At 60.2% G+C, this 17828-nt stretch carries 12 protein-coding genes; 7 read left to right on the forward strand and 5 right to left on the reverse strand.

Annotated features, from left to right (window positions below):
* The first annotated feature begins 80 nt into the window (after positions 1-80).
* The 3 genes from HU759_RS14020 to HU759_RS14030 all read left to right on the forward strand — a co-directional run bounded on the left by HU759_RS14020 (position 81) and on the right by HU759_RS14030 (position 4807).
* Positions 81-1493, forward strand: a complete 1413-nt coding sequence (locus HU759_RS14020; protein ID WP_050547726.1) for an efflux transporter outer membrane subunit — start codon at positions 81-83, stop codon at positions 1491-1493.
* Between the two features lie 416 nt (positions 1494-1909).
* Positions 1910-4006: an EAL domain-containing protein gene (locus HU759_RS14025; protein ID WP_170038427.1), complete on the forward strand. Its 2097-nt coding sequence runs from the start codon at positions 1910-1912 to the stop codon at positions 4004-4006.
* Positions 4007-4060: 54 nt separating this feature from the next.
* Positions 4061-4807, forward strand: coding sequence for an SDR family oxidoreductase (locus tag HU759_RS14030; protein ID WP_017135063.1), 747 nt, complete (start codon positions 4061-4063; stop codon positions 4805-4807).
* Positions 4808-4923: 116 nt separating this feature from the next.
* On the opposite strand, the gene mapR is transcribed toward HU759_RS14030, so the two are convergent.
* The 3 genes from mapR to HU759_RS14045 all read right to left on the reverse strand — a co-directional run bounded on the left by mapR (position 4924) and on the right by HU759_RS14045 (position 8323).
* Positions 4924-6333, reverse strand: coding sequence for a GntR family transcriptional regulator MpaR (gene mapR / locus HU759_RS14035; RefSeq protein ID WP_170038425.1), 1410 nt, complete (start codon positions 6331-6333; stop codon positions 4924-4926).
* Positions 6334-6489: 156 nt separating this feature from the next.
* Positions 6490-7899 carry a cytochrome c oxidase accessory protein CcoG gene (gene ccoG / locus HU759_RS14040; RefSeq protein WP_186618099.1) on the reverse strand — a complete coding sequence of 470 codons (1410 nt, stop codon included), beginning with the start codon at positions 7897-7899 and terminating at the stop codon, positions 6490-6492.
* A gap of 184 nt (positions 7900-8083) precedes the next feature.
* Positions 8084-8323 (reverse strand): DUF3203 family protein, encoded by a 240-nt coding sequence (locus HU759_RS14045; protein ID WP_017139130.1) that lies wholly within the window; start codon positions 8321-8323, stop codon positions 8084-8086.
* A 120-nt stretch (positions 8324-8443) separates the two neighbouring features.
* On the opposite strand from HU759_RS14045, the gene HU759_RS14050 reads away from it, so the two are divergent.
* Positions 8444-8941 (forward strand): MgtC/SapB family protein, encoded by a 498-nt coding sequence (locus tag HU759_RS14050; protein ID WP_017139129.1) that lies wholly within the window; start codon positions 8444-8446, stop codon positions 8939-8941.
* 8 nt (positions 8942-8949) lie between these two features.
* Here HU759_RS14050 and HU759_RS14055 read toward each other — a convergent pair whose 3' ends face one another.
* Together HU759_RS14055 and HU759_RS14060 are read right to left on the reverse strand one after the other, a co-directional pair.
* Positions 8950-9498: a hypothetical protein gene (locus HU759_RS14055; protein ID WP_170038423.1), complete on the reverse strand. Its 549-nt coding sequence runs from the start codon at positions 9496-9498 to the stop codon at positions 8950-8952.
* A gap of 178 nt (positions 9499-9676) precedes the next feature.
* Positions 9677-9844 (reverse strand): hypothetical protein, encoded by a 168-nt coding sequence (locus HU759_RS14060; protein WP_017139127.1) that lies wholly within the window; start codon positions 9842-9844, stop codon positions 9677-9679.
* 203 nt (positions 9845-10047) lie between these two features.
* On the opposite strand from HU759_RS14060, the gene HU759_RS14065 reads away from it, so the two are divergent.
* The 3 genes from HU759_RS14065 to glgB all read left to right on the forward strand — a co-directional run bounded on the left by HU759_RS14065 (position 10048) and on the right by glgB (position 17785).
* Positions 10048-12036 carry an alpha-1,4-glucan--maltose-1-phosphate maltosyltransferase gene (locus HU759_RS14065; RefSeq protein ID WP_170038421.1) on the forward strand — a complete coding sequence of 663 codons (1989 nt, stop codon included), beginning with the start codon at positions 10048-10050 and terminating at the stop codon, positions 12034-12036.
* Between the two features lie 167 nt (positions 12037-12203).
* Positions 12204-15551, forward strand: a complete 3348-nt coding sequence (gene treS, locus HU759_RS14070; RefSeq protein ID WP_170038419.1) for a maltose alpha-D-glucosyltransferase — start codon at positions 12204-12206, stop codon at positions 15549-15551.
* A complete protein-coding gene (glgB, locus tag HU759_RS14075) occupies positions 15548-17785 on the forward strand; it encodes a 1,4-alpha-glucan branching protein GlgB (RefSeq protein ID WP_170038417.1) in 2238 nt (745 codons plus the stop codon). The genes treS and glgB overlap by 4 nt, the downstream gene beginning before the upstream one ends.
* Positions 17786-17828: the final 43 nt, after the last annotated feature.

A 17828-nucleotide genomic window follows, 5' to 3' on the forward strand; every position in this document is an offset into this window, starting at 1 on the left:
TCCCGCTGGGCTGCGCAGCGGCCCCAGATAGTCGACCTCGCCACGCCACACGTATCGGCAAGGGTGTGAAGGGGGTAACGATGCTGTTGTGCGGCGCCTTGCTCAGTGCCTGCGCCATCGGCCCGGATTACAAGCGCCCGGAGGTGGTCGAACCCGCGCAGTTCAAGGAAGCCCAGGGCTGGCGCCAGGCCAACCCAAGCGATTCCCTGGCCCGTGGCGCCTGGTGGGAGTTGTACGGTGACCGTCAACTTAACGAGCTGGTCACGCGCCTTAACAATTCCAACCAAACCGTGGCCCAGGCCGAAGCGCGCTTTCGCCAGGCCCAGGCCCAGGTGCGCAGCGCACGCGGGGCGTTTTTCCCAACGGTGGACTTCAGTGCCGGTAAAACCCGTGCCAGTCAGGGCACCGGCAGCAGTAACGCCAGCCTCAGCAGTTCCAGCAGTGGTATTCGTGACACGCTCAATACCCAGTTGGGCGTGAGTTGGGAGGCCGATGTGTGGGGCAAGTTGCGCCGTGGTCTTGAAGCGAATGAGGCGACGGCTGAGGCCAGTTCCGCGGATCTGGCGGCGATGCGTTTGAGCCAGCAGTCGGAGTTGGTGCAGGACTATCTGCAACTGCGCGTGATGGACGAGCAGACACGTTTGCTGCAGGCCACGCTGGAGACTTATCAGCGCTCCCTGAAGATGACTGAAAACCAGTACCGGGCGGGGGTTTCCGACAAAGCCGCGATTGCTCAGGCACAGACCCAACTGAAGACGACCCAGGCCAGTTTGATCGACTTGATCTGGCAGCGTGCGCAGTTGGAAAACGCCATCGCAGTGTTGATCGGCGAAGCGCCGGCCAACTTCAATCTGGCGGTGAGCAAAGACATACCTGCCTTGCCGCAGATTCCGCTGAGTGTGCCATCGCAATTGCTTGAGCGGCGCCCGGACATTGCGTCGGCGGAGCGCTCAGTGATTGCGGCCAACGCGAATATCGGTGTGGCCAAGGCGGCTTATTACCCGGACCTGACCTTGAGCCTGGCGGGCGGGTATTCCAGCAGCACCTATGCTGATTGGATCAGTTTGCCGAACCGGTTCTGGTCGGTGGGGCCCAAGCTTGCGATGACCTTGTTTGACGGTGGGCAGCGTTCGGCTGAGGTTGATCGTAGTGTGGCGTCTTATGACGAGACGGTGGCCAAGTACCGCCAGACCGTACTGGATGGTTTCCGCGAAGTGGAAAACTATATGGTGCAGTTGAAGGTGCTGGAAGATGAGGCGGTGGTCAGCAATGAAGCCCTGGAGGCCGCGCGCGAGTCCCTGCGCTTGACGCAGAATCAGTACAAGGCCGGGTTGATCGCCTACCTGGATGTGGTGACGGTGCAGGCCACTGCGTTGAGCAATGAGCGCACGGTCTTGACCCTGTTGCAGACGCGGTTGGTGGCAAGTGTGCAGTTGATTGCGGCGTTGGGTGGCGGCTGGGACGGGCAGACGTCTTTGGCTGAGAAGCAGTGACTGAGTAGCTATTAAAAACAACTCAAGCACCTTCCCAATCAAGGCTGGGCACTGTCACTGTGGCGAGGGAGCTTGCTCCCGCTGGGCTGCGCAACAGCCCCATAACACTTGCGGGCGCTGCGTACCCGAGCGGGAGCAAGCACCCTCGCCACAACAGCCCGCACTTGTTACTCCTCGGCACATTGCTGATCAAAATCCGCCCGCGCCTGTTCAATCGCCCACGGCCTGATTTTCAAGCAGATGATCCTGCTCAGCGGGCTGAAGCAGGTGGCATTTCAAGGTCAGTAGATTGGCGTCAAAATGCCACTAATGGCCCCGTGATAATTAATCAAACCGACAATAATTATTCTCGCTACAATCGCCGGCTTTGCCACTTGGCACGGGCGTTTTCAGGCCCGTCAGTCTTGAGAAGTCCCATGCTGATCGGTAGTTATTCCCCCTCTCTGGTCGTCATCTCCCTGTGCGTCGCGATCCTGGCGTCCTATACCGCGCTGGACTTGGCCGGCCGTATTGCGACCGCCAGGGGCCGCGCAGCGTACATGTGGATGACCGGCGGGGCATTGGCCATGGGCGTGGGCGTTTGGTCCATGCACTTTATCGGCATGCTGGCGTTGCGCCTGCCCTTTGCCCTCGGGTTTGACCTGGGTATCACCGCGCTGTCGTTATTGATCGCCGTGTTATCCAGTGGCTTTGCACTGTGGCTGGTCAGCCAGCCACGTCTGCCGGCTTGGCAGTTGGCATTTGGCGCGTTGGTGATGGGGGCTGGTATTGCCTGCATGCACTACACCGGCATGGCCGCGATGCGCATGACCCCGGGCATCGATTACGACCCCGCCCTGTTTGGCGCCTCATTGTTGATCGCCGTGCTGGCGTCCGGCGCGGCCTTGTGGATCGCTTTCAACTTGCGGCGCAACACGCCTTACGTACGCCTGGCGCGGGGGGGCGCCGCGGTGGTGATGGGCATTGCGATCGTCGGTATGCACTACACCGGCATGGCTGCCGCGCGTTTTGATGACAACAGTTTCTGCGGCGCCGCGCTGACGGGCCTGAGTGGCAAGGGCCTGGATAACCTGGTGCTGGTCACTTCGCTGGCGGTCTTGATCATCGCGTTATTGACCTCATTGCTCGACGCCCGGCTTGAAGCCCGCACCGCCGTGCTCGCAGACTCACTGACCCTGGCCAACCAGGAACTCACCCATCTGGCCCTGCATGACATGCTCACCGGGCTGCCTAATCGCACCTTGCTCGCCGACCGCATTCAACAAGCCATACAGGCGGTCAGGGAGCAGGGTGGTTGTTTTGCGTTGATGTTTATCGACCTGGACGGTTTCAAGCCGGTCAATGATGCATTTGGCCACCACATGGGTGACCAATTACTGCGCGAGGTGGGTTTGCGTCTGCGTGAGGACCTGCGCAGCCAGGACACCCTGGCGCGCATCGGTGGCGATGAGTTTGTGCTGCTGGTGCAGTTGACCCAGCCGGACGACGCCATGGGCTTGGCCGAGCGCCAGGTTGGCTTGATCAACCGTACGTTCAAGGTAGCCGAGCATGAACTGAAGATCTCCGCGAGCATCGGCATTGCCATGTTCCCCGGTAACGGCGTTAACCCTCAGGAACTGCTGATGAACGCTGATGCCGCCATGTACCACGCCAAGGGCATGGGCAAGAACGGTTACAGCTTCTTTGATGTGTCGATGAACACCAATGCGCGCAAACAGCTGCAGTTGTTGCAGGACCTGCGCAACGCCGTTGAGCACCAACAGTTCCGCCTGTACTACCAGCCCAAGTTCGACGCGCTCAGCGGTATTGCGGTCGGCGCCGAAGCTTTGTTGCGTTGGGAGCACCCGCAACAGGGGCTGTTGTTGCCGGCGATGTTCATCGAGCTGGCGGAAAAAACCGGGTTGATTATTCCCATCGGCGAGTGGGTGCTCAACGAGGCTTGCCGCCAGATGGCTGTCTGGTACGCGCAGGGTTATGAAGACTGGCGCATTGCAGTCAACCTGTCGGCGTTGCAGTTCTGCCATGCAGGGTTGGTTAAAAGTGTCGCGCAGGCGCTGGAGCGTCACCGCTTGCCGGCCAACAGCCTGACCCTGGAAATCACCGAAACCACTGCCATGAGCGATGCCGATGCGAGCATGACGGTGCTGCAGCAACTGTCGGACATGGGCGTGGACCTGTCCATAGACGACTTCGGCACCGGTTATTCGAGCCTGATGTACCTCAAACGGTTGCCCGCCAACGAGCTGAAGATCGACCGCGGGTTTGTGCGCGACCTTGAACACGACAGCGACGACGCCGCCATCGTCTCGGCCATTGTCGCCCTCGGCCAGGCGCTAGGGCTGCGCATTGTCGCCGAAGGCGTGGAGACCGATGTGCAGCAAAGTTTCCTCACCCGGCTGGGGTGCAACGCGCTGCAAGGCTACTTGCTGGGCCACCCATTGCCGGCCGAGGGGTTCATGGCCGATATCCAGCGCGCCGAAGACGCCTTGGCGCCTGACAAAAGCCATGGATGACGGGTATTCTTGGATCCAACCTTAAACCGTTGGTTTATTCAGGAGACCGCACGCATGGACAAAGTCGTCATTATCACTGGAGGCAGCCGTGGTATCGGCGCTGAGACGGCCTTGCTGGCTGCACGCCAGGGCTACCGCATTTGCATCAACTACCAGTCTGATGAGGCAGCGGCCCAGCGTGTACTGGACCAGGTGCGCGCCTTGGGTGCACAGGCCATTGCGGTGCGGGCCGATGTCAGCATCGAGGATGAAGTGATCGCATTGTTCAATCGTGTTGATGCCGAGCTTGGGCGCGTGACGGCCCTGGTCAACAACGCCGGCACCGTGGGGCATAAGTCGCGGGTCGATGAAATGTCCGAGTTCCGCATCCTCAAAATCATGAAGACCAATGTGCTGGGGCCGATCCTGTGTGCCAAGCAAGCGGTGCTGCGCATGTCGCCCAGGCATGGCGGGCAGGGCGGCAGCATCGTCAACGTGTCGTCGGTAGCCGCGCGCCTGGGTTCGCCGGGCGAATATGTCGACTATGCCGCGTCCAAGGGCGCGCTGGACACCTTCACCATCGGCCTGTCCAAAGAGGTGGCGGGTGAAGGGATCCGTGTCAACGCGGTGCGCCCTGGCTACATCTTTACCGACTTCCATGCCCTGAGCGGCGACCCGGACCGAGTCAGCAAGCTGGAGTCCGGCATCCCCATGGCCCGTGGCGGGCGCCCGGATGAAGTGGCGGAGGCGATTATCTGGTTGTTGTCGGACAAGGCTTCGTATACCACTGGCACTTTTCTGGATTTGGGCGGTGGCCGTTGAGTCTTTAGCGCCAGTCAAGGCGCCATCGCGGGCAAGCCCGGCTCCCACAGTGGAACGCATTTCACTGTGGGAGCCGGGCTTGCCCGCGATGGCGTCAGATAAGGCAACAACCGAGCCTAGAAGGACCGCACAATGCGCCCGAGTGTTTCCATGGCCGTTTCCGATGCCTCGGTCCACGGGCTGCCGTAGTTCAAGCGAATGCAATTTCTGAAGCGCTGGGTCGCCGAAAAAATCGGCCCCGGCGCAATGCTGATGCCCTGGGCCAGGGCCATTTGGAACAGCTTCAACGAATCGGTTTGCTCCGGCAGTTCCAGCCACAGGAAATAGCCGCCAGCCGGCTGGCTGACCCGCGTCTGTGCCGGGAAATAGCGCGCGATGGCGGCCAGCATGGCGCTCTGCTGTTCTTCTAGGGCGTAGCGCAATTTACGCAGGTGCCGGTCATAGCCGCCGTGTTGCAGGTAGTCCGCAATCGCCGCCTGGGCCGGCATCGAGGGGCACAGCGAAGTCATCAGCTTCAGGCGTTCAACCTTCTGCGCATAGCGCCCGGCCGCTACCCAGCCGACGCGATAGCCAGGTGCCAGGCTCTTGGCGAAGGAACCACAGTGCATCACCAGCCCTTCAGTGTCGAAGGCCTTGGCCGGTTTTGGCGCGTGCTGCCCGTAATACAACTCGGCGTACACATCGTCCTCGATCATCGGCACTTGATGGCTGCGCAGCAGCTCCACCAGCGCCTGTTTTTTCGCCTCTGGCAGCGTGGCGCCCATGGGGTTCTGGAAGCTGGTCATGGTCCAGCAGGCTTTGATCGGGTAGCGCTCAAGGGTTTGCGCCAGGGCATTGAGGTCGATGCCATCGCGCGGGTGTACAGGGATTTCCACCGCCTTGAGCTTCAGGCGTTCGAGCACTTGCAGGCAGGCATAGAACGCCGGGGCTTCGATAGCGACCAGGTCGCCCGGCTCGGTCACCGCTTGCAGGCACAGGTTCAGCGCTTCCAGGGCGCCGTTGGTGATCAGCAGCTCTTCCATCGGCAGCATCAAGCCGCCCACCATGTAGCGCAGGGCGATCTGGCGGCGCAGTTGCGGGTTGCCCGGCGACATGTCGGTGACCACCAGGCGCGGGTCCATCTCACGGCCGGCACTGGCCAACGAGCGCGCCAGGCGTGGCAACGGGAACAACATGGGGCTGGGGAAGGCCGAGCCGAACGGTACGGTGTTGGGGTCTTTGATGGAGTCGAGCACTGAGAACACCAACTCACTCACATCGACTTCGGTGGACTCGTGCACCTGTTCACTCACCACCGGCTCGGAAAACGGGCTGGGCGCGTGAGTGTTGACGAAGTAGCCGGAGCGCGGCCGCGCACGAATCAGGCCACGGCGTTCGAGCAGGTAGTAAGCCTGGAACACCGTGGACGGGCTGACCCCATAGGTCTGGCTGGCATAGCGCACTGAGGGCACTCGCTGGCCAGGGCCGAGGACGCCGGAGCGAATCAGTTCTGCGATGTCGTCGGCAAATTTTTCGTAGCGTTTCATGGGGGCCTGATTAACGTTCCAATAGTGTTCGCAGGGCAAAATGTGGGAGCTGGCTTGCCTGCGATGACGGTGGCACATTCAACATCATCCGTGCCAGACCGGGCGCCATCGCAGGCAAGCCAGCTCCCACACTTGATCTTCTGTGTGTGTTGGATATCAACGATTCAACGGCGCCACAAAGCGACTGTCCGCTGCACTGTAAATCCACGGTTCATCCACATCCACAACCTTGAAGCGCAAGGTCTGCGAGCTGCTCGCCGGTTTATCGGCCAGCAACGCCACCGACACCGGCACATCGCTGATTTCCCCCGGCGCCAGGCTGAGCCGGGTCTTGCCTTGCAACTGGAAGCCCTCGGCGTCCACCAGTTCCAGGCGGTAATCCTGGCGCTGCTGGGTCTTGTTGATGACCTTCAAGCTGTAGATGTTTTCGATCAGCCCCTGGCTGTTTTCACGGAACATGCCACGGTCCTTGGTCACGTCCAGCGACACCATTGGTCGTTCAATCAAGGCCACCACCAAGGCGGCGATCATCACCAGCAGCACGGCACTGTAGCCGATCAGGCGTGGCCTGAGCAGGTGCGTTTTGCCACCTTGCAGTTGATGTTCGCTGGTATAGCTGACGAGACCACGGGCATAGCCCATCTTGTCCATGATCGAATCGCAGGCGTCGATGCATGCGGCGCAGCCAATGCATTCCATTTGCAGGCCATCGCGGATATCGATGCCGGTGGGGCACACTTGCACGCACAGTTGGCAGTCGATGCAATCCCCCAGGCCAACCTGCGCCGGTTTCACCTCGCGTTTGCGCGGGCCTCGGCTTTCGCCACGCGCCGCGTCGTAGGAAATGGTCAGGGTGTCTTTGTCGAACATCACGCTCTGAAAACGTGCATACGGGCACATGTGCATGCACACCGCTTCGCGCAGCCAGCCGGCGTTGATGTAGGTGGCTGCGGTAAAAAACAGCACCCAGAACAGGCTCACACCGCCCATCTGCCAGGTCAGCAACTCACTGGCCAGCGGGCGGATTGGCGTGAAGTAGCCGACAAACGTCAGCCCGGTCAGCACGCTGATACCCAGCCATAGCGTATGTTTTGCCGAACGCCGCGCCAGTTTGTTGAGACTCCAGGGTGCCGCTTGCAGTTTGATGCGTTGGTTGCGTTCACCTTCGGTGACCTTTTCACACCACATGAACAGGCAGGTGAACGAGCTTTGCGGGCAGGTGTAGCCGCACCAAACGCGGCCGGCAAATACGGTAATGGCAAACAGGCCGAAAGCGCAGATGATCAACAGCGCCGACAGCAGGATGAAATCCTGGGGCCAGAAGGTGGCACCGAAGATGTGGAATTTGCTTTCGGCCAAGTCCCACAGCACGGCTTGGCGCCCGGACCAGTTCAGCCACACGGTGCCAAAAAACGCCAGGAACAGCACAGCGGCACCGCCCACACGCAAAGTGCGGAACACGCCGGTGAAGCTGCGGGTATGGATCAGGTTGTCACTGGATTTGGCCTTCACCTTCTTTGGGTGTATGGGCTCAAAGGTGTCCACGGTTGGGATTCTTTCGCTCATGGTCGTTCGCTCATCAGCCTCCATCAGGCCAATGAACTATGAACTTCACGCTGTTTGCATAACAGACTCAGGTAGGTCGATAAAAAGCGGATCAGATGGGCTTTCTATACGTCACTGTGACAATGTGCTGCACCCCGTAGCGCCTGGGGTGCAGCTGGCTTGTGCGCGGGTTGATACAGATCAATCAAATCACCGAATCACTGTCGGTCGCCTTCAAGTGTTTGCGACCGTCCCTTGCACCGGCGACGGTCAGTGCGTCCGCTTCGGCTTCAGTGATGTAGACCCGATCGCCTTTTAACTCTACAAAAGACATGGATTTGGCGCTGTCGGTACTCACCGTCACACCCGTGGCGGGCAGGGCGTATTCCTGGCCGTCGTCAGCGACCTTGAAAAAGCACGTTTGATTGTCGATACGTACAGGCATGGTGCTCTCCTTTTTATGGGCAGTCATGGGTTAGGGCGTCGCGCAGTGCCAGGTGTTCCAGGCAACTGACTGGCGGTCGGCGCTGTCCATCGTCTAACCACACTAAAACGGATAACGACCATGGACGCCTGGTGGCAAGAAGTGCTTCAAACCCTGCATGCAGAATTTGCTGACATCGCTGATGCAAAGCAGCTCACTCAGATAACCGTTCGCCTGCTTATCGCCGCGATCCTGGGCGGTATCCTGGGGTTTGAGCGTGAGCAAAAGGGCAAGGCGGCGGGGGTGCGCACCCACATGCTCGTGGCCTTGGGCGCTGCACTGTTTGTGCTGGTGCCGCAGATGTCAGGCAGCCAGTCGGACGCCATGAGCAGGGTCTTGCAGGGGGTTATCGCCGGGATCGGCTTCCTGGGTGCCGGCACTATCCTCAAGGGCAAGGAGGATGAAGAGGGCCAGCACGTCAAAGGCCTGACCACCGCTGCCGGGTTGTGGATGACCGCCGCCATTGGCGTGGCGGCAGGGGTTGGGCGTGAATCAACGGCGGTATTGAGTACACTGCTGGCGCTCGTTGTACTTGGCTTAATGCCCAAAGTCGTCAGGCTCTTCGAGAAGGAACGTTGAGTCCATGATCAGTGAGCCTTCATCCTTGATTTAATGTGTGTTGGGTTGAGCGCCTCGGTGATGGTGTTCATATCCATCACCGTTTGGGTTGTGTCCTTCACGCACCCATTCAGGTGCTCGAATGCTCCGGCCGTGCCTTTGAAAAACTCATAGACATGGCGAAAGCCATAATCGTCCTTACCCGATATCAACTTTAACAGTAAGGCGATTTTCTGTTTGTCATAGGCTGCCTGATAGTCGCTGAAATAAAGTTGGGTGGATAATTTTACGCAGGCCTCGTCACTATTTTTTTGCAGGAACTTGCCGATGTCCGTCAGGAGGTGAGCAACTTCCTCGGCGTCTGGTTCTTTCAACATGGAGTCGACACTTTCCTGGCTGAAATGCATGCGCATTTCATTGAGGACTTTACGCGACTTCAGGTCGTTGGGCGCACGCAAAACCTGGGCGATGTCCTCCTCTGTGAGGCTTGCTTTAAGCTCGGTGAGATAACGCCGGCTGACGGAAACGTCTGAATGTACGTGTTGGTGGCGGCTTTGCTTCACGTGAATGTCCGACATGGTATTAACCTGCTCGCGTTTAAGAGGGGGGTAAATGAAATGTGCTCAAGTAAGCGCGTGTGGGACTGTAGCAATAGGCGCACAGGCGAGATGTAGGCTATTTCACCTGTGCGCGCAGGTTAATGCGTTTTTAAGGCAGGCATCCTGACGCGAGTACGCGTGTGAGTGATGGCGTTGATCAACAAGGTTGAACAATCACCGGCGGCATGGTTGTGGGCGGTTCCTCCACGGGGGGCGGCAGGTTTTCCGGTGGTTCCTTCTCCGGGATCGGTTCCGGTTCACTCGGCGGCAGCGTTGGATTGTCGATATTCGGGTCCGGGGTTTCAGCCGGGATCGGGATATTCATCGGTGTGGCCTCCTTTGTGCTTTGCTCTATCGGTGGACAACCGCCGGGCAGGTTTGATTCCCGCCCAATGGCGGCACATCCACCTGAACTTTTCAGCGCAGCCCAGGCTCGGACCTATTACGGCCCTGCTCAGGGAGAGCGTCGCCGTCTCAGAATTCGGATCAAGCAAAGAGCGTCCACAGGGCGTAAGGGGAAGATGCTCGATGACTGCTGAAACACTGACTCCAGAAGACTCCATATTGCCGCTGTCCCAGGCCTTGTTGTTGCCAAGGATCGCGATTGAAAGCACTACGCCCGTCATTGATGGCGGCGAATTTGCTGTGAAGGCCGTGGTGGGCCAGCGCGTCACCGTCACCAGCAAGGTGTTTGCCGACGGCCATGACAAGCTCGCCGTGCTGATCCGCTGGCGCCCGCTGCAGGACGAAAGCTGGCACAGCGTAGTGATGACGGATGTGGGCAACAATGGCTGGGAGGGCGCGTTTACCGTGGCCCAGCAAGGCCCGCACGAATACTGCATCGAAGCCTGGATTGATACCTTTGCGAGCTTCTGCTACGAACTGCGCAAAAAACATGAGGCCGGTGTGCCGGTCAGCCTTGAGCTGCAGGAAGGCCGCAGCCTGGTGTTGCAGGCCGCCGAGCGTAGCGACAATGAGTTACGCGACCGCTTGATGCTGCTGCACCACGAGCTGTCGGGCTTGCTGGAAACCGAGCAGGTCGCGCAGTTCTTGCACGAAGACAGTGCACATTTGATGACCCAGGCCGACCACCGCGCTTACTTGAGCATCAGCACCGTATACCCGCTCGACGTGGAGCGTGAGGCCGCACAATTTGCCAGTTGGTACGAGCTGTTTCCGCGCTCGGTCACCGACGATCCGGCGCGCCACGGCACCTTTAATGACGTGCATGCGCGGCTGTCGATGATCCATGACATGGGCTTTGACGTGCTGTATTTTCCGCCGATCCACCCGATCGGCCGCAGCCATCGCAAGGGCAAGAATAACTCGCTGACCGCAGGCGCCGATGACCCCGGCAGCCCTTATGCGATCGGTAGCGAGGAGGGCGGCCATGAAGCCATCCACCCGCAGTTGGGCAGCCGCGAGGACTTCCGCCGGCTGGTCAAGGCCGCCGCCGAGCATGGCCTGGAAATCGCCCTCGACTTTGCCATTCAGTGCTCCCAGGACCACCCGTGGCTCAAGCAGCATCCAGGCTGGTTCAACTGGCGCCCGGACGGCACGATCAAATACGCCGAAAACCCGCCGAAGAAATACCAGGATATCGTTAACGTCGATTTCTATGCCGCCGACTCTATTCCGAGCCTGTGGACCGAGTTGCGCGACATTGTTATAGGTTGGGTGCAAGAGGGCGTGAAAACCTTTCGCGTGGATAACCCGCACACCAAGCCGCTACCGTTTTGGCAATGGCTGATCAGTGACGTGCGCTCCAGGCACCCGGAGGTGATCTTCCTGGCTGAAGCCTTCACCACGCCAGCGATGATGGCGCGCTTGGGCAAGGTCGGTTATTCCCAGAGCTACACCTACTTCACCTGGCGTAACACCAAGGCCGAGTTGAGCGAGTACTTCACACAGTTGAACGAATCGCCGTGGCGCGAGTGCTTCAGGCCGAATTTCTTTGTCAATACCCCGGACATCAACCCCGGCTTCCTGCACGAATCCGGGCGCCCGGGCTTTCTCATCCGCGCCGCCCTGGCCACCATGGGCTCAGGCTTGTGGGGCATGTATTCGGGGTTTGAACTGTGCGAAGCGGCGCCGGTACCGGGTAAGGAGGAATACCTGGACTCGGAAAAATACGAAATCCGCCCCAGGGACTTCACCGCGCCCGGCAACATCATTGCCGAGGTCGCCCAGCTCAATCGTATTCGTCGGCAGAACCCGGCACTGCACACCCATCTGGGCTTGAAGCTCTATAACGCCTGGAACGACAACATCCTGTACTTCGGCAAGCGCAGCGATGACGGCAGCAATTTTATCCTGGTGGCGGTCAACCTTGACCCGTTTAACGCCCAAGAGGCCCATTTCGAATTGCCCCTGTGGGAGCTGGGCCTGCCGGACGATGCCCAGACCCAAGGCGAAGACCTGATGAATGGCCATCGCTGGACCTGGTATGGCAAGAACCAGTGGATGCGCATCGAGCCGCAGATGCCATTCGGGATCTGGCGTATCACCGTCTCCTGAGCCTGACAGGGATTAACTGTCAGGGATCAACGGTGGGAGCTGGCTTGCCTGCGATAGCGGTATGTCAGCACCGAAAAGGCTAGCTGGCCCACCGCTATCGCAGGCAAGCCAGCTCCCACCTTGATTGCATGTCTTCTGCACAATTTTCAGTGTTCCAGGAGTTTCCAATGGCGAAGAAACCCACCCCAGCCACTTTTATCAAAGACCCGCTCTGGTACAAGGACGCGGTGATCTACCAAGTTCACGTCAAATCCTATTTCGACTCCAATAATGACGGTATCGGCGACTTTCCCGGCCTGATCGCCAAGCTCGACTACATCGCCGATCTGGGCGTCAACACCATCTGGCTGCTGCCGTTCTACCCGTCGCCGCGCCGCGACGACGGCTATGACATCGCCGAGTACCGTGGCGTGCACAGCGACTACGGGACGATGGCCGACGCCAAGCGCTTTATCAGTGAGGCGCACAAACGGGGCCTGCGGGTCATCACTGAACTGGTGATCAACCACACCTCCGACCAGCATCCGTGGTTCCAGCGGGCGCGCAAGGCCAAGCCGGGCTCGGCGGCACGGGACTTCTACGTGTGGTCCGATGACGACCAGAAGTACGACGGCACCCGCATCATTTTCCTCGACACCGAAAAGTCCAACTGGACCTGGGACCCGGTCGCCGGCCAGTACTTCTGGCACCGGTTCTATTCGCACCAGCCGGACCTGAACTTCGATAACCCGCAAGTCATGAAAGCCGTGCTCTCGGTGATGCGCTACTGGTTGGACATGGGCATCGACGGCCTGCGTCTGGACGCCATTCCCTACCTGATCGAACGCGACGGCACCAACAACGAGAACCTGCCGGAAACCCACGGCGTGCTCAAGCAGATCCGCGCCGAGATCGACGCGCATTACCCCGACCGCATGCTGTTGGCCGAAGCCAACCAGTGGCCGGAAGATACTCAGCTGTACTTTGGTGACAAAAAAGGCGACGACGGCGATGAATGCCACATGGCCTTCCACTTCCCGCTGATGCCGCGCATGTACATGGCGCTGGCCCAGGAAGATCGTTTCCCGATTACCGATATTCTGCGCCAGACCCCGGAGATCCCCGCCAACTGCCAGTGGGCGATCTTCCTGCGCAACCACGATGAACTGACCCTTGAAATGGTCACCGACAAAGAGCGCGACTACCTGTGGAACTACTACGCCGCCGACCGCCGTGCGCGCATTAACCTGGGCATTCGTCGGCGCCTGGCGCCGCTGATGGAGCGTGACCGTCGCCGCGTTGAACTGCTCAACAGCTTGTTGCTGTCGATGCCCGGCACGCCGACGTTGTACTACGGCGATGAAATCGGCATGGGCGACAACATCTACCTGGGCGACCGCGACGGCGTGCGTACGCCGATGCAATGGTCCATCGACCGTAACGGCGGCTTCTCGCGCGCCGACCCGGCCAGCCTGGTGTTGCCGCCGATCATGGACCCGCAATATGGCTACCTGTCGGTCAACGTCGAAACCCAGGCCCAGGACCCGCATTCGCTGCTGAACTGGACCCGGCGCATGTTGGCGGTGCGTAAGCAGTCCAAGGCCTTCGGGCGTGGAAGCCTGAAAATGCTCTCGCCGAGCAACCGCCGCATCCTGGCGTATACCCGTGAGTTCACCGGCGACGATGGCCGCACGGAAACCATCCTGTGCGTGGCCAACGTGTCGCGCAGCGCCCAGGCGGCCGAGCTGGACTTATCCGCCTTCGCCGGCATGGTGCCGGTGGAGATGCTCGGCGGTAACGCGTTCCCGCCCATCGGCCAGCTGAATTTCCTGCTGACTTTGGCGCCGTATGGTTTCTATTGGTTTGTGCTGGCGGCCGAAAACCAGATGCCCAGCTGGCATGTGGAGCCGGCGCAGAGCATGCCGGATTTCACCACGCTGGTGCTCAAACAACGCATGGAAGAGTTACTCGACGAGCCGTGCCGCACCACCCTGGAGCACACCTCGCTGCCGGCATGGTTGCCCAAGCGGCGCTGGTATGCCGGTAAAGACACGGCCATCGACCAGGTGCAAATTGCCTACGGCGTGCGGTTTGGCGACCCGCAGCATCCGGTGCTGCTCAGTGAGGTCGAGGTGACCAGCGGCGGCCAGGTCAGTCGTTATCAATTGCCGTTCGGCTTTTTAGCCGAAGACCAGTTCACCAGTGCCTTGCCCCAGCAACTGGCGCTGGCCCGCGTACGCCGGGGGCGTCAGGTTGGGCTCGTTACCGATGCCTTTAGCCTGGAACACTTTATCCGGGCGGTGATCCAGGGTTTGCAGGCGGGCACCGTGTTGACTACTCACGAAGGTGATTTGCGTTTTGAAGCCACGCCGCACTTGGCCGCGCTGCAACTGACCGATGAGGCGCAGGTGCGCTACCTGTCGGCCGAGCAGTCCAACAGTTCGGTGGTGGTGGGCGAGAGCCTGGTGCTCAAGCTGATCCGCAAAGTCAGCGCCGGGGTGCACCCGGAGCTGGAAATGAGCGCTTACCTGACGGCCGCCGATTACCCGAATATTTCGCCGTTGCTGGGCTCGATGATTCGTCGCGATGGCCAGGGGCAGGACAACCTGCTGATGATTGCCCAAGGCTACCTGAGCAACCAGGGCGACGCCTGGAGCTGGACCCAGAACAACCTGGAGCGCGCGATTCGCGACGAGCTGGCCCAAGCGATTTCCGAGCAGGAGCAGCATTACAACGCCTTGGGTGAACTGCAGGATTTTGCCGGTTTACTCGGCCAGCGCCTGGGCGAAATGCACGGGGTGCTGGCAGCACAAACCACCAACCAAGACTTCAAGCCCGAGACCACCACGGCCAAGGACACCCAGGCCTGGGCCAAGGACGTCGGCGCGCAGATCGACCGCGCGCTGCAGTTGTTAAAACTTCATCAAAGCCAGTTGAACCCCGCCGATCAGGCGCTGGTCAGTGAAATGCTGGGGCAGAAAAAAGCGCTGGCCAGCAGTGTCCAGGCTCTGGCGAAAGCCACGGCCGGCGGTTTGCGCATTCGGGTCCACGGTGACTTGCACCTGGGGCAGGTCCTGGTGGTCAAGGGCGATGCGTATTTGATCGACTTTGAAGGCGAGCCGGCGCGCCCGCTGCATGAACGGCGCGGCAAGCACAGCCCGTATAAAGATGTAAGTGGCGTGCTGCGCTCGTTTGATTACGCCGCCGCCATGGCCCTGAATGTGCAAGGTGTGGATCACTCGCCGCAAGCGGATACCGCCCGCCAGCGTGTGACTGATCGTTACCTGAGTGAAGCGCGCAAGGCATTTATCCAGGCTTATCATCAGGCTACGTCTACACTGGCGCATGACTGGCAGGATGCCAATGGGCAGGACGCAGCGCTGACGTTGTTCAGCCTGGAGAAGGCCGCGTACGAAGTGGCTTACGAAGCAGAAAATCGCCCGACCTGGTTGCCGGTGCCCCTGCAAGGGCTGCACGGTTTACTTAGCGGGCTGCTATCTCAAGCGAATAATGCACGCGGTGGGGAGACGTCATGAGTTTTACACAGAGAGAACCGCTGCAAGCGAAGTTGACCGCCATGCCGGCGCCCAAAGATGTAGAAGCGCTGGTGCGCGCGGAACACCCGGACCCTTTTTCCATCCTGGGGCCGCACGATGACGAGCAGGGCGGGCAATTTATCCGCGCGTTCCTGCCCGAAGCCTTGAGCGTCCAGGTGTTGGCCCGCGAAAGCGGTGAAGCCATCGGCAGCCTGGACGCGACCCAGGTGCCGGGTTTGTTTGTCGGGCATTTTTCCACGCGCCAGGGCTACCTGCTGAAGATCCAGTGGGCCGGCGGCGAGCAGATCACCGAAGACCCTTACAGCTTCAGCCAGTTACTGCTGGGTGAGATGGATTTGTACCTGTTCGCCGAAGGCAATCACCGTGACCTCAGCAGTTGCCTGGGTGCGCAGGTCACCAGCGTCGATGGCGTGCAAGGCGTGCGTTTTGCGGTGTGGGCGCCGAATGCGCGGCGCGTATCGGTGGTGGGTGACTTCAATATCTGGGATGGCCGCCGCCATCCGATGCGACTGCGGCATCCGTCGGGCGTGTGGGAGATCTTTATCCCACGTCTGCAAACGGGCGCGGCCTACAAGTACGAGATTCTCGGCGCCCATGGGATTCTGCCGCTCAAGGCCGACCCCATGGCGCTTGCTACTCAACTGCCGCCCGACACTGCCTCAAAAGTCGCCGCGCCGTTACAGGTGGACTGGCAAGACCATGAGTGGATGCAGGCGCGTGCCGACAAGCAAAAGGCCTCGGCGCCATTATCCATCTATGAGCTGCATGTCGGTTCCTGGCAGTGTGAACTCGACGAGGCCGGTGAAGTGTCGCGCCAATATGGCTGGCGCGAACTGGGCGAGCGCTTGATTCCTTATGTGCAGCAATTGGGCTTTACCCATATCGAGCTGATGCCGATCATGGAGCACCCGTTCGGTGGCTCCTGGGGTTACCAGGCGCTGTCGCAGTTTGCGCCGAGCGCACGCTTTGGCTCGCCGGAGGACTTCGGGTTTTTCGTCAACGCCCTGCACCAGGCCGACATCGGTGTGATTCTGGACTGGGTGCCGGCGCATTTCCCCACCGATACCCACGGCCTGGCCCAGTTCGACGGCACGGCCTTGTACGAATACGCCAACCCGCTGGAAGGCTTCCACCAGGACTGGGACACGCTGATCTACAACCTGGGCCGTACTGAAGTGCACGGCTTTATGCTCGCTTCGGCGTTGCATTGGCTCAAGCACTTCCACATCGACGGTTTGCGCGTAGATGCCGTGGCCTCAATGCTGTATCGCGATTATTCGCGCAAAGCCGGTGAGTGGGTGCCTAACCGCCATGGCGGCCGCGAAAACCTGGAGGCCATCGACTTCCTGCGCCATCTCAATGATGTGGTCGCGCTGGAAGCGCCGGGCGCGCTGGTGATTGCCGAAGAGTCCACAGCCTGGCCGGGCGTCAGCCAGAGCACGCAGCAGGGCGGCCTGGGTTTTAACTACAAATGGAACATGGGCTGGATGCACGATTCGCTGCACTACATCCAGCAAGACCCGGTGTACCGCGCCCATCATCACAATGAGCTGAGTTTCGGCCTGGTGTATGCGTGGTCCGAACGCTTTATCCTGCCGATCTCCCACGATGAAGTGGTGCACGGCAAGCACTCACTGATCGACAAGATGCCCGGCGATCGCTGGCAGAAATTCGCCAACCTGCGCGCCTACCTGAGCTTTATGTGGATGCACCCCGGCAAGAAGCTGCTGTTTATGGGCTGCGAATTCGGCCAGTGGCGCGAGTGGAACCACGATCAGCAGTTGGATTGGTACTTGCTGCAATACCCCGAACACCGAGGCGTGCAGAAACTGGTCGGTGACCTTAACCGCCTGTACCGCGAGGAACCGGCGCTGCATGAGCAGGACGATGCGCCCCAAGGGTTCCAGTGGTTGATTGGCGACGATGCGATCAACAGTGTCTATGCCTGGCTACGCTGGAGCAAGGACGGCAAACCGGTGCTGGTGGTGGCCAACTTCACCCCGGTGCCGCGTGAGGGCTACGCGGTCGGCGTACCGTTTGCCGGGCGCTGGAGCGAGGTGATCAACAGTGATGCCGACACTTATGCCGGCTCCAATTATGGCAACGGCGGCGAAGTGCTCACCCAAGAGGAGCCGCGCCATGGGCAGCCGGTGTCGCTGTCGCTGAATCTGCCGCCTTTGGGCGTGTTGATTCTTCGCCCGCAAGCGCTGTAACGGCTCTAGTGTGGTGGATTCTGTTGTCCGCACTACTGGCAGG

Source organism: Pseudomonas sp. OE 28.3 (assembly GCF_014268205.2).
GTDB classification, from domain to species: Bacteria; Pseudomonadota; Gammaproteobacteria; order Pseudomonadales; family Pseudomonadaceae; genus Aquipseudomonas; species Aquipseudomonas edaphica.